At 50.9% G+C, this 14,920-nt stretch carries 22 protein-coding genes; 20 read left to right on the top strand and 2 right to left on the bottom strand.

Annotated features, from left to right (window positions below):
• The first annotated feature begins 63 nt into the window (after positions 1 to 63).
• The 17 genes from ACLD72_RS30360 (at position 64) to ACLD72_RS30280 (ending at position 11,139) form a co-directional block, all read left to right on the top strand.
• Positions 64 to 708, top strand: coding sequence for an adenylate kinase (locus ACLD72_RS30360; RefSeq protein WP_411003031.1), 645 nt, complete (start codon positions 64 to 66; stop codon positions 706 to 708).
• A gap of 5 nt (positions 709 to 713) precedes the next feature.
• Positions 714 to 1,466, top strand: coding sequence for a type I methionyl aminopeptidase (map, locus tag ACLD72_RS30355; protein WP_251596193.1), 753 nt, complete (start codon positions 714 to 716; stop codon positions 1,464 to 1,466).
• Positions 1,467 to 1,469: 3 nt separating this feature from the next.
• Positions 1,470 to 1,784, top strand: coding sequence for a hypothetical protein (locus tag ACLD72_RS30350; RefSeq protein WP_411003004.1), 315 nt, complete (start codon positions 1,470 to 1,472; stop codon positions 1,782 to 1,784).
• A gap of 2 nt (positions 1,785 to 1,786) precedes the next feature.
• Positions 1,787 to 2,002, top strand: a complete 216-nt coding sequence (infA, locus tag ACLD72_RS30345) for a translation initiation factor IF-1 (protein ID WP_006212898.1) — start codon at positions 1,787 to 1,789, stop codon at positions 2,000 to 2,002.
• Between the two features lie 192 nt (positions 2,003 to 2,194).
• Positions 2,195 to 2,308 (top strand): 50S ribosomal protein L36, encoded by a 114-nt coding sequence (rpmJ, locus tag ACLD72_RS30340; protein ID WP_003333770.1) that lies wholly within the window; start codon positions 2,195 to 2,197, stop codon positions 2,306 to 2,308.
• A 21-nt stretch (positions 2,309 to 2,329) separates the two neighbouring features.
• Positions 2,330 to 2,698 carry a 30S ribosomal protein S13 gene (gene rpsM, locus ACLD72_RS30335; protein ID WP_016310723.1) on the top strand — a complete coding sequence of 123 codons (369 nt, stop codon included), beginning with the start codon at positions 2,330 to 2,332 and terminating at the stop codon, positions 2,696 to 2,698.
• Positions 2,699 to 2,717: 19 nt separating this feature from the next.
• Positions 2,718 to 3,113, top strand: a complete 396-nt coding sequence (gene rpsK / locus ACLD72_RS30330) for a 30S ribosomal protein S11 (RefSeq protein WP_036619547.1) — start codon at positions 2,718 to 2,720, stop codon at positions 3,111 to 3,113.
• 129 nt (positions 3,114 to 3,242) lie between these two features.
• On the top strand, positions 3,243 to 4,187 hold the full coding sequence (locus ACLD72_RS30325; RefSeq protein WP_128630030.1) for a DNA-directed RNA polymerase subunit alpha: 945 nt from the start codon (positions 3,243 to 3,245) through the stop codon (positions 4,185 to 4,187).
• A 38-nt stretch (positions 4,188 to 4,225) separates the two neighbouring features.
• A complete protein-coding gene (rplQ, locus tag ACLD72_RS30320) occupies positions 4,226 to 4,591 on the top strand; it encodes a 50S ribosomal protein L17 (protein ID WP_128630029.1) in 366 nt (121 codons plus the stop codon).
• A gap of 112 nt (positions 4,592 to 4,703) precedes the next feature.
• A complete protein-coding gene (gene truA / locus ACLD72_RS30315) occupies positions 4,704 to 5,489 on the top strand; it encodes a tRNA pseudouridine(38-40) synthase TruA (protein ID WP_411003001.1) in 786 nt (261 codons plus the stop codon).
• Between the two features lie 72 nt (positions 5,490 to 5,561).
• Positions 5,562 to 5,897 (top strand): zf-TFIIB domain-containing protein, encoded by a 336-nt coding sequence (locus ACLD72_RS30310; protein WP_411002999.1) that lies wholly within the window; start codon positions 5,562 to 5,564, stop codon positions 5,895 to 5,897.
• 258 nt (positions 5,898 to 6,155) lie between these two features.
• Positions 6,156 to 6,593 carry a 50S ribosomal protein L13 gene (gene rplM, locus ACLD72_RS30305; protein WP_128630026.1) on the top strand — a complete coding sequence of 146 codons (438 nt, stop codon included), beginning with the start codon at positions 6,156 to 6,158 and terminating at the stop codon, positions 6,591 to 6,593.
• Positions 6,594 to 6,613: 20 nt separating this feature from the next.
• A complete protein-coding gene (gene rpsI / locus ACLD72_RS30300; protein WP_128630025.1) occupies positions 6,614 to 7,006 on the top strand; it encodes a 30S ribosomal protein S9 in 393 nt (130 codons plus the stop codon).
• 205 nt (positions 7,007 to 7,211) lie between these two features.
• Positions 7,212 to 7,904, top strand: a complete 693-nt coding sequence (locus ACLD72_RS30295; RefSeq protein ID WP_411002998.1) for a phosphoadenylyl-sulfate reductase — start codon at positions 7,212 to 7,214, stop codon at positions 7,902 to 7,904.
• Between the two features lie 47 nt (positions 7,905 to 7,951).
• A complete protein-coding gene (gene sat, locus ACLD72_RS30290; protein ID WP_411002997.1) occupies positions 7,952 to 9,121 on the top strand; it encodes a sulfate adenylyltransferase in 1,170 nt (389 codons plus the stop codon).
• Positions 9,122 to 9,193: 72 nt separating this feature from the next.
• Positions 9,194 to 9,964: an N-acetylmuramoyl-L-alanine amidase CwlD gene (cwlD, locus tag ACLD72_RS30285; protein WP_411002996.1), complete on the top strand. Its 771-nt coding sequence runs from the start codon at positions 9,194 to 9,196 to the stop codon at positions 9,962 to 9,964.
• A gap of 59 nt (positions 9,965 to 10,023) precedes the next feature.
• Positions 10,024 to 11,139, top strand: a complete 1,116-nt coding sequence (locus ACLD72_RS30280) for a P-loop NTPase (protein WP_411002994.1) — start codon at positions 10,024 to 10,026, stop codon at positions 11,137 to 11,139.
• A 36-nt stretch (positions 11,140 to 11,175) separates the two neighbouring features.
• On the opposite strand, the gene gerD is transcribed toward ACLD72_RS30280, so the two are convergent.
• Complete coding sequence (gene gerD / locus ACLD72_RS30275; protein WP_411002993.1) at positions 11,176 to 11,952, bottom strand: spore germination lipoprotein GerD; 777 nt, start codon at positions 11,950 to 11,952, stop codon at positions 11,176 to 11,178.
• Between the two features lie 140 nt (positions 11,953 to 12,092).
• Between gerD and ACLD72_RS30270 the strand changes: the two genes are divergently transcribed.
• A complete protein-coding gene (locus tag ACLD72_RS30270) occupies positions 12,093 to 12,677 on the top strand; it encodes a KinB-signaling pathway activation protein (RefSeq protein WP_411002992.1) in 585 nt (194 codons plus the stop codon).
• A 63-nt stretch (positions 12,678 to 12,740) separates the two neighbouring features.
• On the opposite strand, the gene pdaB is transcribed toward ACLD72_RS30270, so the two are convergent.
• Positions 12,741 to 13,550, bottom strand: coding sequence for a polysaccharide deacetylase family sporulation protein PdaB (pdaB, locus tag ACLD72_RS30265; protein WP_411003030.1), 810 nt, complete (start codon positions 13,548 to 13,550; stop codon positions 12,741 to 12,743).
• Between the two features lie 120 nt (positions 13,551 to 13,670).
• Here pdaB and ACLD72_RS30260 point away from each other — a divergent pair, with 120 nt between their 5' ends.
• Together ACLD72_RS30260 and ACLD72_RS30255 are read left to right on the top strand one after the other, a co-directional pair.
• Positions 13,671 to 14,288 carry a stage II sporulation protein M gene (locus ACLD72_RS30260; RefSeq protein ID WP_411002991.1) on the top strand — a complete coding sequence of 206 codons (618 nt, stop codon included), beginning with the start codon at positions 13,671 to 13,673 and terminating at the stop codon, positions 14,286 to 14,288.
• A gap of 111 nt (positions 14,289 to 14,399) precedes the next feature.
• Complete coding sequence (locus ACLD72_RS30255) at positions 14,400 to 14,630, top strand: hypothetical protein (protein ID WP_128630016.1); 231 nt, start codon at positions 14,400 to 14,402, stop codon at positions 14,628 to 14,630.
• Positions 14,631 to 14,920: the final 290 nt, after the last annotated feature.

Genomic DNA, 14,920 nt, shown 5'->3' with positions numbered 1-14,920 from the left:
CTCGCCTGGCACCTATTGTGCTGTTTATTGTCATGGTGTGATTTTTTGGAGGGAGTGAGAGACATGAACCTGCTTTTCATGGGTCCTCCCGGAGCGGGAAAAGGAACACAAGCCGAGGCCATCGTCAATGAATTCGGTATTCCTCACATCTCCACCGGCGATGCGTTCCGCCTGGCTATTAAACAGGGAACGCCCGTAGGGGTGAAAGCGAAGGAGTATATCGATAAGGGCCTTCTGGTGCCTGATGACGTTACGGTGGGCATTGTCCGCGAACGCCTGCAGCAGTCCGATTGCGAAAAAGGTTTTTTATTGGACGGTTTTCCAAGAACCCTTTCGCAAGCGGAATCGCTGGAGGAGCTGCTTCAGGAAATGGGGCGCAAACTGGACCACGTCATCAACTTGAAAGTGGACCGGAACAAGCTGCTGGCGCGGCTGACCGGACGCCGGATTTGCAAATCTTGCGGCGCCACTTATCATGTGATCTTTAATCCTCCTAAGCAGGAAGGTGTCTGCGATAAATGCGGCGGCGAGTTGTACCAGCGCTCCGACGATACGGAAGAGCACGTAGGTACACGGCTGGACGAATATATCAACAAAACGGCGCCGCTTCTGAAGTTTTACGAAGAAAAAGGCCTGTTGCGCCAAGTAGATGGCGAACAGGAAATCGATGCGGTCTCGAAAGAAATCGTGTCTTTACTGCGAGGTTAGGTGTAATGATCATCTGTAAATCCGAAACGGAACTGGGCTTTATGCGAGAAGCTGGGCGAATCGTAGCGGAAACGCACAGGCTCATGGCACAATCGATTGAGCCTGGAATTACGACGGGGGAACTCGATCAGATCGCCGACAAATTTATTCGCAGTCAGGGCGCCGTGCCGTCCTTTAAGGACTACAACGGTTTTCCTTACAGCATTTGCGCTTCGGTCAACGAAGAATTGGTACACGGATTTCCCGGCAAACGCAAATTGAACGAAGGCGATATCATCAGTCTGGATATCGGCGCGGAGTATCGCGGTTACCACGGCGACTCGGCGTGGACCTATCCGGTGGGCGAAATTTCGGCGGAAGCCAAGCGATTGCTTGAAGTCACCGAAGGATCGCTGTATGCGGGCCTTGCGCTCGTGAAGCCGGATGTTCGCTTGTTCACAATTTCGCATGCGATTCAGCAGCATATTGAAGCTGCGGGTTTTTCCGTCGTTCGGGAATATGTCGGACACGGCATTGGATCCAAGCTGCATGAAGAACCGCAAATTCCGAACTACGGCATGCCTGACCGGGGGCCGCGGCTCAAACCCGGGATGGTCCTGGCGATCGAACCGATGGTTAACATGGGGAAAAGGTATGTCAAAACGCTGGACGACAATTGGACGGTCGTTACGGTGGACGGCTCGTTGTGCGCTCATTTTGAGCATACGGTGGCCGTAACGCCTGACGGTATGGAAATTTTCACGAAGCTGGACGCGTAGGTGATGAATGTGAAACAACGTTCGGATGCCCAGCCGGGTCAATTGGTGAAAGTTCTTAAAGGCCGGGATGCCGGAACGGTGAACGTGATCGTTCAGATCGTAGACGACAGGTTCGTTCTGATCGCCGACGGGGACAAACGCAAGTTTGACCAGCCGAAGCGAAAAAACGTCCAGCATCTTGAGCTACTGCCCATGGTCAGCAGCGAGGTTGTTCATAGTTTGCAGGAGAGCGGCCGGGTTACAAATGCGAAGCTGCGTCACGCCGTGCTTGTCTATTTGAAATCCGAAAGTTCCGAGGCTGAAGAGAAAGGAGACTGACTGTGGCTAAAGAAGATGTCATTGAAGTCGAAGGCACGGTTATTGAACCGCTGCCGAATGCAACATTCAAGGTTGAGCTGGAAAATGGCCATCAAATTCTCGCTCATGTTTCCGGAAAGCTGCGGATGCACTTCATCCGTATTTTGACCGGGGACAAAGTGGTTGTCCAATTGTCGCCTTATGATTTGACAAAAGGCCGGATCACTTACCGTAAATAGTTAGCTCTGGCATGTGCCGCTGTTTTGTGGTACAATATGCAGGTTGAGTTGTTTCAAACCAATGCTGACGCGAAAGTTTTACATCCGTAAAACTTAGTTTATCCTTACGAAGAGAGTTTTGCTTCGCAAAACTAAGCTCGTACTTTCGAAGTTAGTTTTACTTTAAAGTAAAACTTTTAGGAGGTAATCAACATGAAGGTAAGACCTTCTGTAAAGCCGATTTGCGAAAAATGCAAAGTCATTCGTCGCAAAGGCAATGTCATGGTGATTTGCGAAAATCCGAAACACAAACAAAAACAAGGTTAATAGAAGGGGGTGTAGCGTAAAATGGCACGTATTGCTGGTGTGGATTTGCCACGTGATAAACGCGTTGAGATCGCCTTAACTTACATTTTCGGAATCGGTAAAACGACTTCCCAGAAAATCCTGAAAGAAACAGGCATCAATCCGGACACTCGTGTTCGTGATTTGACGGAAGATGAGGTTAGCAAACTACGCGAAACGATCGACAAAACGGTCAAGGTGGAAGGCGACCTGCGTCGTGAAATTTCCTTAAATATTAAACGTTTGATCGAAATCGGCTGCTACCGCGGTGTGCGTCACCGTCGCGGCTTGCCGGTTCGCGGACAACGTACGAAAACGAATGCCCGTACTCGCAAGGGTCCTCGTCGTACGGTAGCGAACAAGAAGAAATAAGAAGGGGGGATAACAGACAATGGCTAAACCAAAAAAAGTCGTACGCACGAAACGTCGTGACCGGAAAAATATTGAATCTGGTGTGGCACATATCCGCTCCACCTTCAACAATACGATCGTTACCATTACGGATCCGCACGGAAACGCGATCTCTTGGGCAAGCTCCGGTAATCTCGGCTTCAAAGGCTCCCGTAAATCGACGCCGTTTGCCGCGCAAATGGCTGCGGAATCGGCTGCGAAAGCGGCTATGGAGCATGGCATGAAGACTGTTGAAGTTATGGTCAAAGGTCCTGGCGCCGGCCGTGAAGCCGCTATCCGCTCGTTGCAAGCGGCAGGTCTTGAAGTTAACATGATTAAAGACGTGACTCCGATTCCTCACAACGGCTGCCGTCCTCCAAAACGCCGCCGTGTTTAATGAAGCCGTACTGAATGTGGTATAACAACAGCGCCACTTGGTAACAATGGTTGTTTAGGCATACTACATGATCGACTTCAGCAAACAAGGCAGTTTCAAAGGAATGACGTTTTGAAGGAGGGGTACTTCGTGATAGAAATCGAAAAGCCAAAAATTGAGACCGTGGAAGTTAACGAAGAAGGCACCTATGGGAAATTTGTAGTAGAACCACTTGAGCGTGGATATGGCACCACACTGGGCAACTCGCTTCGCCGGATTTTGCTATCTTCTTTGCCGGGTGCTGCGGTAACCTCGGTCCAAATCGATGGAGTTCTGCATGAATTCTCGACCATTCCGGGCGTCATGGAAGACGTTACGGAAATCATCCTGAACCTGAAAGCTCTCTCGCTGAAAATCCACTCCGATGAAGAGAAAATTCTCGAAATCGATGCGGAAGGCGAAGGCTTGATTACGGCAGGGGATATCCGTGCGGACAGCGACGTGGAAATTTTGAATCCGGATCTGCATATCGCAACAATGGAACCGGGTTCGAGACTCCACATGCGCATTTATGCGGGCCGTGGTCGTGGTTATGTTCAGGCAGATCGGAATAAACGAGATGATCAGCCGATTGGTGTCATTCCCGTCGATTCGATCTATACCCCGATTACTCGCGTCAATTATGTGGTGGAGAACACCCGTGTTGGCCAAGTGACCAACTATGACAAGCTGACGCTTGAAGTTTGGACCGATGGCAGCATCAAACCTGAAGAAGCGGTTAGCCTCGGTGCAAAAATTTTGACCGAGCATCTCTTTCTGTTCGTCGGGCTGACGGACGAAGCGAAGGACGCTGAAATCATGGTTGAGAAGGAAGAAGACAAGAAGGAAAAAGTGCTTGAAATGACGATTGAAGAGCTTGATCTCTCCGTTCGTTCCTATAACTGCCTCAAGCGTGCCGGCATCAACACGGTACAAGAGCTGACGACGAAAACCGAAGAAGATATGATGAAGGTGCGCAACCTTGGACGCAAATCTTTGGAGGAAGTTCAAGAGAAGCTCGAGGAGCTTGGTTTGGGATTACGCACTGAAGAATAAAGAACACTTGAATCGTTTTAGCGAAGGAGGGAAAACTCATGGCATACCAAAAGTTGGGCCGCGATTCCAGCGCACGTAAAGCTTTGTTCCGTGACCTGGTAACGGACCTGTTCTTATACGAGCGCATCCAAACGACGGAGGCGAAAGCGAAAGAAGTTCGTTCGATCGCTGAAAAGCTGATCACCAAGGCAAAACGCGGAGATTTGCACGCCCGTCGTCAAGTGGCAGCTTACGTTCGCCGCGAATCGATCGACGGTGAGCAGGATGCAATCCAAAAGCTGTTCAATGAACTGGCAACTCGTTATTCCGCGCGTCCAGGCGGATATACCCGTATCTTGAAATTGGGACCTCGCCGCGGCGACTCCGCTCCTATGGTTTATCTGGAACTGGTAGACCGGGCGTAATTTACGGGGATCTCCCCAAACAAAGCGTGTAAAACTCTCTGTCGGCTCGCCTTATGGCTAAGCTTTCGGAGAGTTTTTTTATGTGTAGAATGAGGAAGGTGGGAAAGCGGCGATGCGCAACTTGTTGATGACCGTCAGTTACGACGGCACAAACTATTACGGTTTTCAATCCCAGCCAGGCGGCAACACCGTACAGGACCATCTGGAAACGGCGATTTACAGGCTTACCGGAGAACAAGTGAAAATCTGCGGTTCCGGGCGTACGGACGCCGGCGTACATGCCCGTCAGCAGCCGTTTAATTTCCCGACGGCGGCAAAAATACCGCTGGAACGCTGGTGCCTGGCGCTGAACAGCCGTCTTCCTTCCGATATCCGGGTGACATCGGCCAGAGAGGTTCCGCTAACCTTCCATTCCAGACGGTCGGCCAAGCGCAAAACATATCGTTATACGATCAACGGGAACCGTTTTCCCGATGTGTTCCAGCGGAACTACCAGCTGCACCATTACGGCCGGCTCGATATTGAGGCGATGCGTTTGGGGCTGGCCTTTTTGGTCGGTACGCATGATTATACTTCCTTTGCCTCGCGCTATTCCACTAAACCGAGTCATGTTCGCACGATTTATGATGCCCGCTTGGAAGTGGATACATCGCCGGATGCTTCCGGCAGCGAAGGGCAGGGAATCATTCACTTCTATTTTACCGGCAACGGCTTTTTGCAGCATATGGTTCGCATCATTGTGGGCACGGTCCTGGAGATCGGCGAGGGCAAACGCAAGCCGGAGGAGATTCCGCTTATTCTCGAAGCACGTAACCGCGCAGCGGCTGGCCCTACGGCCGAAAGCAAAGGGTTGATACTGTGGAGCGTCGAATACGAAGAAAATAATTTGTTGTTGTGAAACCCCGTTTGGACTCATACGTAACATATTTAAAAATGTGATTAATAACATGAGCCCAAGGAGGTTTTTCGTATGAAATGTCCGGTATGCAATGATGTGCGTATGAGAGAAGTGGAGAAGGATGGCGTCTTGATCGATGTTTGTCCGGATTGCAAAGGGGTTTGGCTGGACCGCGGAGAGCTGGAGAAGCTGATGAGCGAAGTGCGGGAAATCCGGCCTGCTTTTAACGAGTGGTACGAGCGGGATTATGACCGGCCAAAGCCGAAGTCCAAAAACGAAGGGCATGACAGCTATCCCCGGAAGGAGTACGATCACGATCCGCGCTACTCGCAGCATGGTTATGACAAACACTATAAGCATAAAAAGAAGAAATCAGTGCTTGATGTGTTTGGCGATCTGTTTGATTAACCGGGAAGCGGTATTTTAGCGAGAAAGCTTTAAAAAAAGCTTGCGTATTATTTGCCCTTCCTGTAAAATAAAAGTTGTGTTTTCTTGATGGCTCTCCCACAGCCCCCAGTCAAGAAAGCCGACCAAACAAGCATTTGAGATTTACTAACTATGAATGAAACGATCGAAGATAAATGTGCTGGAAAAGGTCAGGCGACCTGAAGAGCAGGATCGTTTTCAGCAGGATTGAAACGGACGAATTTGAAGGAGGATCATTACATGCGTACCACTTATATGGCGAAGCCGGGCGAAGTTGAGCGCAAATGGCATATCATCGATGCCGAAGGCAAAACGCTGGGCCGTCTGGCAAGCGAAGCTGCCGCTCTCATCCGCGGTAAACATAAACCACAATTCACTCCACACGTTGACTGCGGTGACTTTGTTGTCGTCATCAATGCGGAGAAAATCGCCCTGACCGGCAAAAAAATGGATAACAAAAAGTACTATCGTCATTCCCTGCATCCGGGCGGTTTGAAAGTGACTACAGCCAAGGATTTGCTGAGAACGAAACCTGAACGTGTAATCGAGTCCGCCGTTCATGGCATGCTGCCAAAAACTCGCCAAGGCGAGAAAATGAAGCTGAGATTGAAAGCTTACGCTGGCACTGAGCATCCACATGCGGCACAAAAACCTGAAGTTTACGAACTTCGCGGATAATTAAAAGGGAGGACAGTTTCATGGCACAAGTACAATACTATGGGACAGGTCGTCGTAAACATTCGGTAGCTCGTGTTCGCCTTGTACCGGGTGAAGGACGCATTGTCATCAATAAACGCGATATCAACGATTATTTCGGTCTGGAAACGCTGAAACTGATCGTAAAACAACCTCTGGCTTTGACGGAAACGATCGGTAACTACGACGTGATCGTCATCGCTCATGGCGGCGGTATTTCCGGTCAGGCCGGCGCAATCCGCCACGGGATCTCCCGCGCTCTGCTCAAAGCAGATCCGGAATTCCGTCCTGCGCTGAAAAAAGCAGGCTTCCTGACTCGTGACCCACGGATGAAAGAACGTAAGAAATACGGTCTCAAAGCCGCTCGTCGCGCGCCTCAGTTCTCGAAACGTTAATATTTGCAAGCTAAGCCCTTTTCCGGCCTCCGGAGAAGGGCTTTTTGCTTTTTCGTACATAACTTATAAGGCCAAAGCTTTTTTTCAAAATGGATTTTTTATGTTGACTTATCATATTTATGTTTTATACTTAAAAATATAATTCTAATCTGATTAGTCGGTTTTATTCCATCCATAGGCATTCCTAATTGGGAGGTTGAAATCATTGAATTTATTGGAAAAAGAACAGCTGATTCACACGAAGGCGGAGGAGTTTGAAACTTCCACCCCGCAGGAGATCATTGCCTGGGCGGTTGAGGCGTTTCCGAACATCACTTTCGCCTGCAGCTTCGGTGCGGAAGATGTCGTGATCGTTGACATGCTGCAGAAAATCAGTCCATCCACTGACATTTTTTATTTAGACACTGATTTTCACTTTAAAGAAACGTATGAGACGCGCGATGCGATTGCGGCCCAATATAATTTGGAGTTCGTACGTGTCTCTCCGCTGCTAGCCCCCGAGGAGCAAGCGGAGAAGCACGGAGATGAATTGTGGAAATCCGATCCGAACGCCTGCTGCAATATTCGCAAAGTGGAGCCCTTAACCCGCGTGCTTGGCGGTTACGAGGCTTGGATTACGGGCATACGCCGCGATCAGGCGCCAACCCGGGCCAATGCCAAGAAGGTCGAGTACGACGTTAAATTCGGCTTGGTCAAATTCAATCCGTTGGCAGATTGGACGTCGGACGACGTATGGAATTACATCCGGGACAATCATCTCATTTACAACCCGCTGCATGATCGGAATTACCCAAGCATCGGCTGTGAGCACTGCACGCGGCAGGTTATGCCTGGGGAAGATCCCCGGGCAGGACGTTGGGCCGGCACGGAAAAGACGGAATGCGGTTTGCACAAATAAAACGCTAAGGCAAAAGCTACAACCGAATTGGAATTGGGGGAGATCAAATGACGGCGATTTTACCGCATGGAGGCAGTCTGGTAAACAGGCTCGTGACTGGCGAGGAACGTAATGAATTGTTGGGATTGGCGCGGGAACTTCAGGCGATTTCCATCAATGCCTGGACGATATCCGATTTGGACCTGATTGGGGTCGGCGCTTTTTCGCCGCTAACCGGCTTTATGAATGAAGCGGATTACCGTTCCGTGGTGCAGCGAATGCGGTTGGCTGACGGTACTGTATGGAGCATCCCGATTACCCTTTCCGTCAGCAAGGAACAGGCGAAGCAACTGGCTGTCGGGGAAAAGGTCGCACTGACCGGGGAACAGGACGGCGTCATTTACGGGTTGCTCGAAATTGGCAGCATCTACGAGGTCGACCATGCGAACGAAGCCACAAATGTCTTCAAAACCGACGATATCGAGCATCCGGGCGTAAGAAAACTGTTTGAGCGTTCGCCGTATTATGTCGGCGGTTCGGTACAGGTGCTGAATCGGCCGCAGCCGGCCCGCTTCGCGGAGTTTTACTTCGATCCGGCGGACACGCGCCGTATATTTGCCGAGAAAGGCTGGAGGACGGTCGTTGGCTTTCAGACCCGCAACCCGGTGCACCGGGCGCATGAGTACATCCAAAAGAGCGCGCTGGAGATCGTCGATGGCCTGTTTCTGAACCCGCTAGTCGGTGAGACTAAGTCCGACGATGTTCCGGCAGATGTGCGGATGAAGAGCTATTTGACGCTGCTCGAAAATTATTATCCCCAAAGCCGCACATTCCTGGGCGTATTCCCGGCGGCGATGCGCTATGCAGGGCCGCGTGAAGCGATTTTCCATGCGATGGTGCGGAAAAACTACGGCTGTACGCATTTCATCGTCGGCCGTGATCATGCCGGGGTCGGCGATTACTACGGAACGTACGAGGCGCAGGAGATTTTTGCGAACTTTACCGCCGAGGAGCTTGGCATATCGCCGCTGTTTTTTGAGCACAGCTTCTTTTGCACGAAGTGCGGCAACATGGCTTCCAGCAAAACCTGCCCGCATCCGAAGGAGGATCATTTAACTTTGTCCGGCACTAAAGTTAGGGGGCTGCTGCGCGAGGGCGTCTGCCCGCCGCCGGAATTTACCCGCCCCGAGGTGGCCCAGGTGCTGATCGAAGGGATGAAATCGCAAGTGACAAGTTAACAGCCAGTCATATTTGTCCACCTTGTCCCATATCATGGTTAATGTCATGAAGGGGAGAAAGGTGGCTTTTTTATGGGCGAAAAAGATAAGGTAACGCTATGGATATCCTTGAACCATATTAAAAAGGCGCTGATCGGCGTCTGCCTTGTTGCTCTGCTCATCGGCATAGCGTTATATCAAGCCCCTGCGCAAAAGGTGTGGAAATACTGGAGCCTTCCGCTTGCGGGACGGGTGATTGCGCTTGATGCGGGGCATGGTGGTCCGGATGGGGGGGCGGTGAGCCGGCAAGGGCAGATCGAAAAGGACATTAATCTGGCCGTATCGCTGTATTTGCGCGATTATTTGCAGCAGGCCGGGGCGGTTGTCGTTATGACGCGGGAAGAGGATAAGGATCTCGCGAATGAAGGGACGCGTGGGTTCAGTAAACGCAAAACGGAGGATTTGAAGCGCCGCGTACGATTTGTCGAGGAAAATCAGGCAGATCTGCTGGTGAGCATTCATATGAACAGCATTCCGTCGCCGCGCTGGCGCGGGGCGCAGTCGTTTTACTACCCCAATCATGCGGACAGCGCTAATTTGGCGGCACTTGTTCAGGAAGAGCTGAAACGCAACCTGGAAAATACGGACCGGGTCGCCAAGCCGTCGGATAAAACCGTCTATTTGCTGGAGACGGTGCGGATTCCTTCGGTGCTCGTGGAGGTTGGTTTTTTGTCCAATCCCGAGGAAGCCTCCCTGCTCGGCAGTGAAGCTTATCAACGTAAAGTGGCCGCGTCGGTTTATCAAGGTATATTGCGCTATTATTCCGGCGAAAAACTCAAAAGCCCGGCAGACGGCGTCAGGTAATGCTATAATAAACATCATAATGAACCAGCCAACTATCTGATGAAGTCGAGGTGCTTTCATTGTTAACGAAGGATGAACTCCAGGCTGCATTGCGTCCCGTTGCCGAACCGGCGACAAAGCGAAGTCTGGTGGAGATGCAATGGATTCGCGATATGATGATTAAAGAGGATCGGGTCGCTTTAACCGTAGTATGCATGGACAAGGAGAGCGAGGCGCAGGCGGAAGTGGAGCGGGAAATCCGCTACCGTCTGGCCGAGGCGGGCGTGCCCGACGTACATATTCGTTTCCGCGAAGCGTCCGAGCGGGAGCGGGAAGAAGCCCGCGGCGGCTCCGGCGGCGGTGCATCCGAGCCGGCGGAGGGCGGCAGGGAACTGAAGGGCCACGGCGCCGGATTGGAGCGCCTGCCGATTCTTGATCCCGCGTCCGGTGTGCATTTTATTGCCGTGGCCAGCGGGAAGGGCGGAGTCGGCAAATCGACCGTCACGGTCAATCTGGCGGTCGCGCTTGCGCGCCAAGGCAAACGGGTCGGCTTGATCGACGCGGACATTTACGGGTTCAGCGTACCCGATATGATGGGTATTGAAGAGGCGCCTAGCGTGGAAGACGGGGTGATCGTCCCGGTTGAACGGTTTGGTGTAAAAGTCATGTCGATGGGCTTTTTCATTCAAGACAACAATCCCGTGATTTGGCGGGGGCCGATGCTCGGCAAGATGCTGCGCCAATTTTTTAACGATGTTCATTGGGGCGAACTGGATTATCTGCTCCTTGATTTTCCGCCGGGGACGGGCGATATTGCGCTCGACGTGCACCAAATGATCCCGCAGAGCCGGGAGATCATCGTAACGACACCGCATGCCACGGCGGCCTTCGTCGCGGCCAGAGCGGGGTCAATGGCGTTAAGAACCGAACACGAGGTGCTGGGTGTCGTCGAGAACATGGCGTATTACGAATGCTCAAAATGCGGGGAAAAGGAATACATCTTCGGCAAAGGCGGCGGCGCCCGGCTGGCCGAATCGCTTCATACCGAGCTTTTGGCGCAAATTCCGCTGGGCGCGCCGGACAATCACCCGTCCGAGCCTGACTTCTCCCCTTCCGTATATAAAACGGACACTCCGGTCGGCAAATTGTATGATGAGCTGGCTGGCCGAATCGCCGATAAATGCGAAAAAGACTGACCTCTGGCCAGTCTTTTTTCGTATTATGCGCGGAGTTTATGACGTACCGCCGCCACCGCCGCCGCCTTCGTTGCTTTGTCCGCCTTCGCCGCCCCCTTGATCTTGACCGCCTTCACCTTTCTTCTGCGTCGCTTTTTCAACCTTCGGCTGCAGTTCTTCCTGAACGACCGTTTTCAGCAGTTCCCGGACTTCCATGCGGAACAGCGGACTTTGCATCGATTCCTGCATAATGGTCATCGTTTGCTTGCGGTAATCCGGAGTTTTCGTCAGATCGAAAAACATCTTCGTGACTTCCGGCGATTTCAGCATGTCGGTCATCGATTTCTGATACGTCGGATCTTTGATTAACTTCATATGGAGCTCTTTGTTTTGCGAACTGATGGCTTTGGCAAAATCCCCGGCAAATTGAGGATCGGTCATGATCTTCTCGATTTCCTTTTTATATTCCGGAGAAGTGATCGTTTCTTTAACAGCCATCCGCACATCGTTGGAGGTTTGTGACGGGAGGATCATTTTGACGCCAAACGTTCCGCTCCCGCCTCCGGCGCCGCTTCCTCCGCCTGAACCGGAGCCCGATTCGGAATCGGAGCTCGATCCGTCGCCTCCGGCGCCGCTGCTTGGGGAACTCAGCGCTTCATATATTGCCTTTTTGCCTTCGTCCGTTTTCAGGATATCGATCACCATCGATTTCGTTTCTTTATAACCTCCACCACCCTGGGAAGAGGAGGAGCTTTGTTCAGAACCGCAGGCCGCCAGCGGAAGAGCAAATGAGCATAATAAACATAAAAACCAACGGGTACCCCGCAATTTCATGGTTCCCTTCCTCCTTATCATCATTATTGCTGGTTTTAGTATGCAGCTTCAAAACGGAATTATCCCAATGAAAAGGCTGAAAAGAATGGTTTTTTGCCGGGAACGTTGGTAAAATATTTCGATAGTGGGGGTGTAGGGGCTTGAACCTGAAAAAGTGGCTTTATCTGTTCTCGACTTCTTTGGGCGTAGGCGCGGCCGTATCGCTGGTCGTCGGCTTGCTGCTGCAGTGGACCGATACGGTAAAATATAACGGCATTGCCGATATTTTCGTGAATATTGGCATTTTGCTCGGCGTTGGCATTATGGTTAGCGTTTACTCGCAAATGGGTTTTTTTGCATACCTGATGATCAATTACATGGGGACCGGCGTATTTTCCAGAAGATCGTGGCAGTATGTACAGCTGGTGCTTACGGCATTGGCGTTGCTGGAGCTGATGTTCTTCCGGATATTCGTGGGCGGGGACAAAAGCGGGGTTTCCGACATCGTTCTCGGCGTCATTATACTCGCAGTGGCCATCGTAACCGCCTATTTTAAGGCCAAGTTCACGAATGGAACGGCCTGGATTCCGACCTTGTTTTTTATGGTGGCGGTAACGATCGTGGAAACCGTAGGAGTGCTGAAAATTGGAGTGGCCGAGGCGACGGCCTGGATCGTTGCTCCGCTCATCGCCTGCAATGCATATCAGATCCTGATTTTGCACAAAGTTCTGAAGTCGGAGCGTTAAGGGGAGGATATACAAAAAAAGGCCCAGCAATGCACTGGGCTTTTTTTTATATCGTATATGGCTTCAAAAGCCGGCAGCGAAGTCCAACTGCTCTTGCAACCAGGCTTGATCACGCACCTCATTGCCCTTCACATTTGCTTCCTGGAGCAGATCAGTGACCGTAACGAATTCGTAGCCTTTTTTACGCAGCTCATCGATGATGGCCGGCAGCGCTTCATGCGTTTGCTTGACCGAATCGCTGGCATGAAGAAGGACGATATCTCCGGGGTGGGCTTTGTTGACAACGCGATCGACGATCGTCTGTACGCCCTTGTTCATCCAATCCTGAGAGTCCGTATCCCATTGGATGACTTGATAGCCTTGGCTGGCAGCGATTTTCAACACCCTTTTATCGAAATCGCCGTTAGGCAGTCTGAGCAGTTTTGGCGGTTGTCCGGTTACCTCGGTAAGAATGGTATGGGCAGTCGTAATTTGCTGTGATATCTCTTCATCGGTAAGGCCGCTGTAGTTGACATGTTTATACCCGTGGCTGCCGATTTCGTAGCCCTGCTGCTGAATCGCCTTTACGAGCTCCGGATGGGTTTTGCTCCAGGGGGCGGAAAGGAAAAAAGTCGCTTTTTGCACGTTTTTATCCTTCAGCACTTTGAGGATCGGTTCGGTGCGTTTATCTCCCCAACTGATATCGAAGGTCAGGGCGATGACTTTTTTGCTCGTGGAGACACTATATATGGCCGAAGGCGTGCTTTCTTCGGAAAACACGGTAACTTGGCCCCGTTCCACGTAAATGACGCCGGCGGCAAACAGGGCCGCAGCGAAAACAAAGAAAAAACGTTTGATTTTCTTCCCGTTCAGGACATAGAAGAAATTGTTCATGAGCAATTTAGCCCCTCTCGTCATCAGAATGAAATGATCAGAACTGATCCGCTTGTACCAATGTATGCTTTTCCCGCTGCTTTATGACGCCCTTGTCCCTGAAATTTAAGGAGGTTACCTATGTTTTCCTTTAAAAGATTTGTGATGGATTTGATGCATTACCGCAAGGCGATGCTGATTTCCTTTTTGATTTTTGCTGCGGGAGTTGCGCTTGGGGCCGCTAACGCCGATGCGCTGACGCGGTTGATTCTGTCGGACCTTGAGAAATTGGGAGAATACAGCCGGCAGTTATCGCAAACCGAGACGCCGGAGCTGCATTTTTTCATATTTATTTTCTTGAATAATGCTTTAAAAAGTGTAGCGATCATGGTTTTAGGCGGGCTGCTGGGGCTGCTGCCAGGTATATTTCTGCTGATGAATGGAGTCGCGCTAGGGTATGTGGTGGCGGCGGCCGGCAGCCGGGGGGAACATGTGCTGGATTTGATCGTTCGCGGGCTGCTTCCCCACGGCATTATTGAAATCCCGGCGATTCTGATCGCCTCGGGATTTGGCCTGCAGTTCGGCTATTTGGTGATCAAAAGCCTGGGCGAGCTGGGCGCGAGGGATCCGGGGGAAAGAACGGTCGATTGGCGGGGATTTTTTAAGGCTTTATGCCGTGGAGCGTGCTGGGTTGTCCTGCTTTTGGTCATTGCGGCCGTTATCGAAAGCACGTTGACTTTTTATTTGGTTGGATCATAATTTTCCCAAAAATTGTGCATAACATTAAAGCGCCGTTGGCGAGCTTACGTGAACGGTGCATCCCCTAATTCAGCCTTTGAATATCTATGACGAAAGAGGAGTTGTTCTGTCATGCTGGGAATGTTATTCAGTGAAAAAGAATGCAAGGAACTTGATTATGTACTGCGAAAAGAGCTGGATGAAATGCTGCTGGATATGAGTGACCATCGGCTTGATCAGGATATCCGGCACGCGATCGCCAATCGGTATAAAACGATATTTAGAATGTACGCCCGCTTTGCGCCTTCCAAGGAACTGTCCAAATACGCCCGCCGGGCCCGTTTTCCGCAAGTGAAACAATAAGAGAAAGTTGGAGTTGACGATAGGGGGCGAATTATGTTAAATTATCATTCGTCCCGTTATTAAGGGATGTGTTGCAGCGACTCGGGTTTGAATGACTGGGTTAAAGTGGAAACAAAAAAAACTACAAAACCTCTTGCAAAAACCCAACGCACTGTGATATATTATAAAAGTCGCCGCTGAAACAACGGCGATGAACGAAAGCGAAGTTGATCTTTGAAAACTGAACAACGAGTGAGTATTAAATGAGAATTAAAATTCTCGTCAGTAACTGATTGAGCTAATCGCTCTTT

The organism is Paenibacillus lacisediminis, from assembly GCF_046567315.2.
This window is presented reverse-complemented; position numbering and strand designations above follow the sequence as displayed.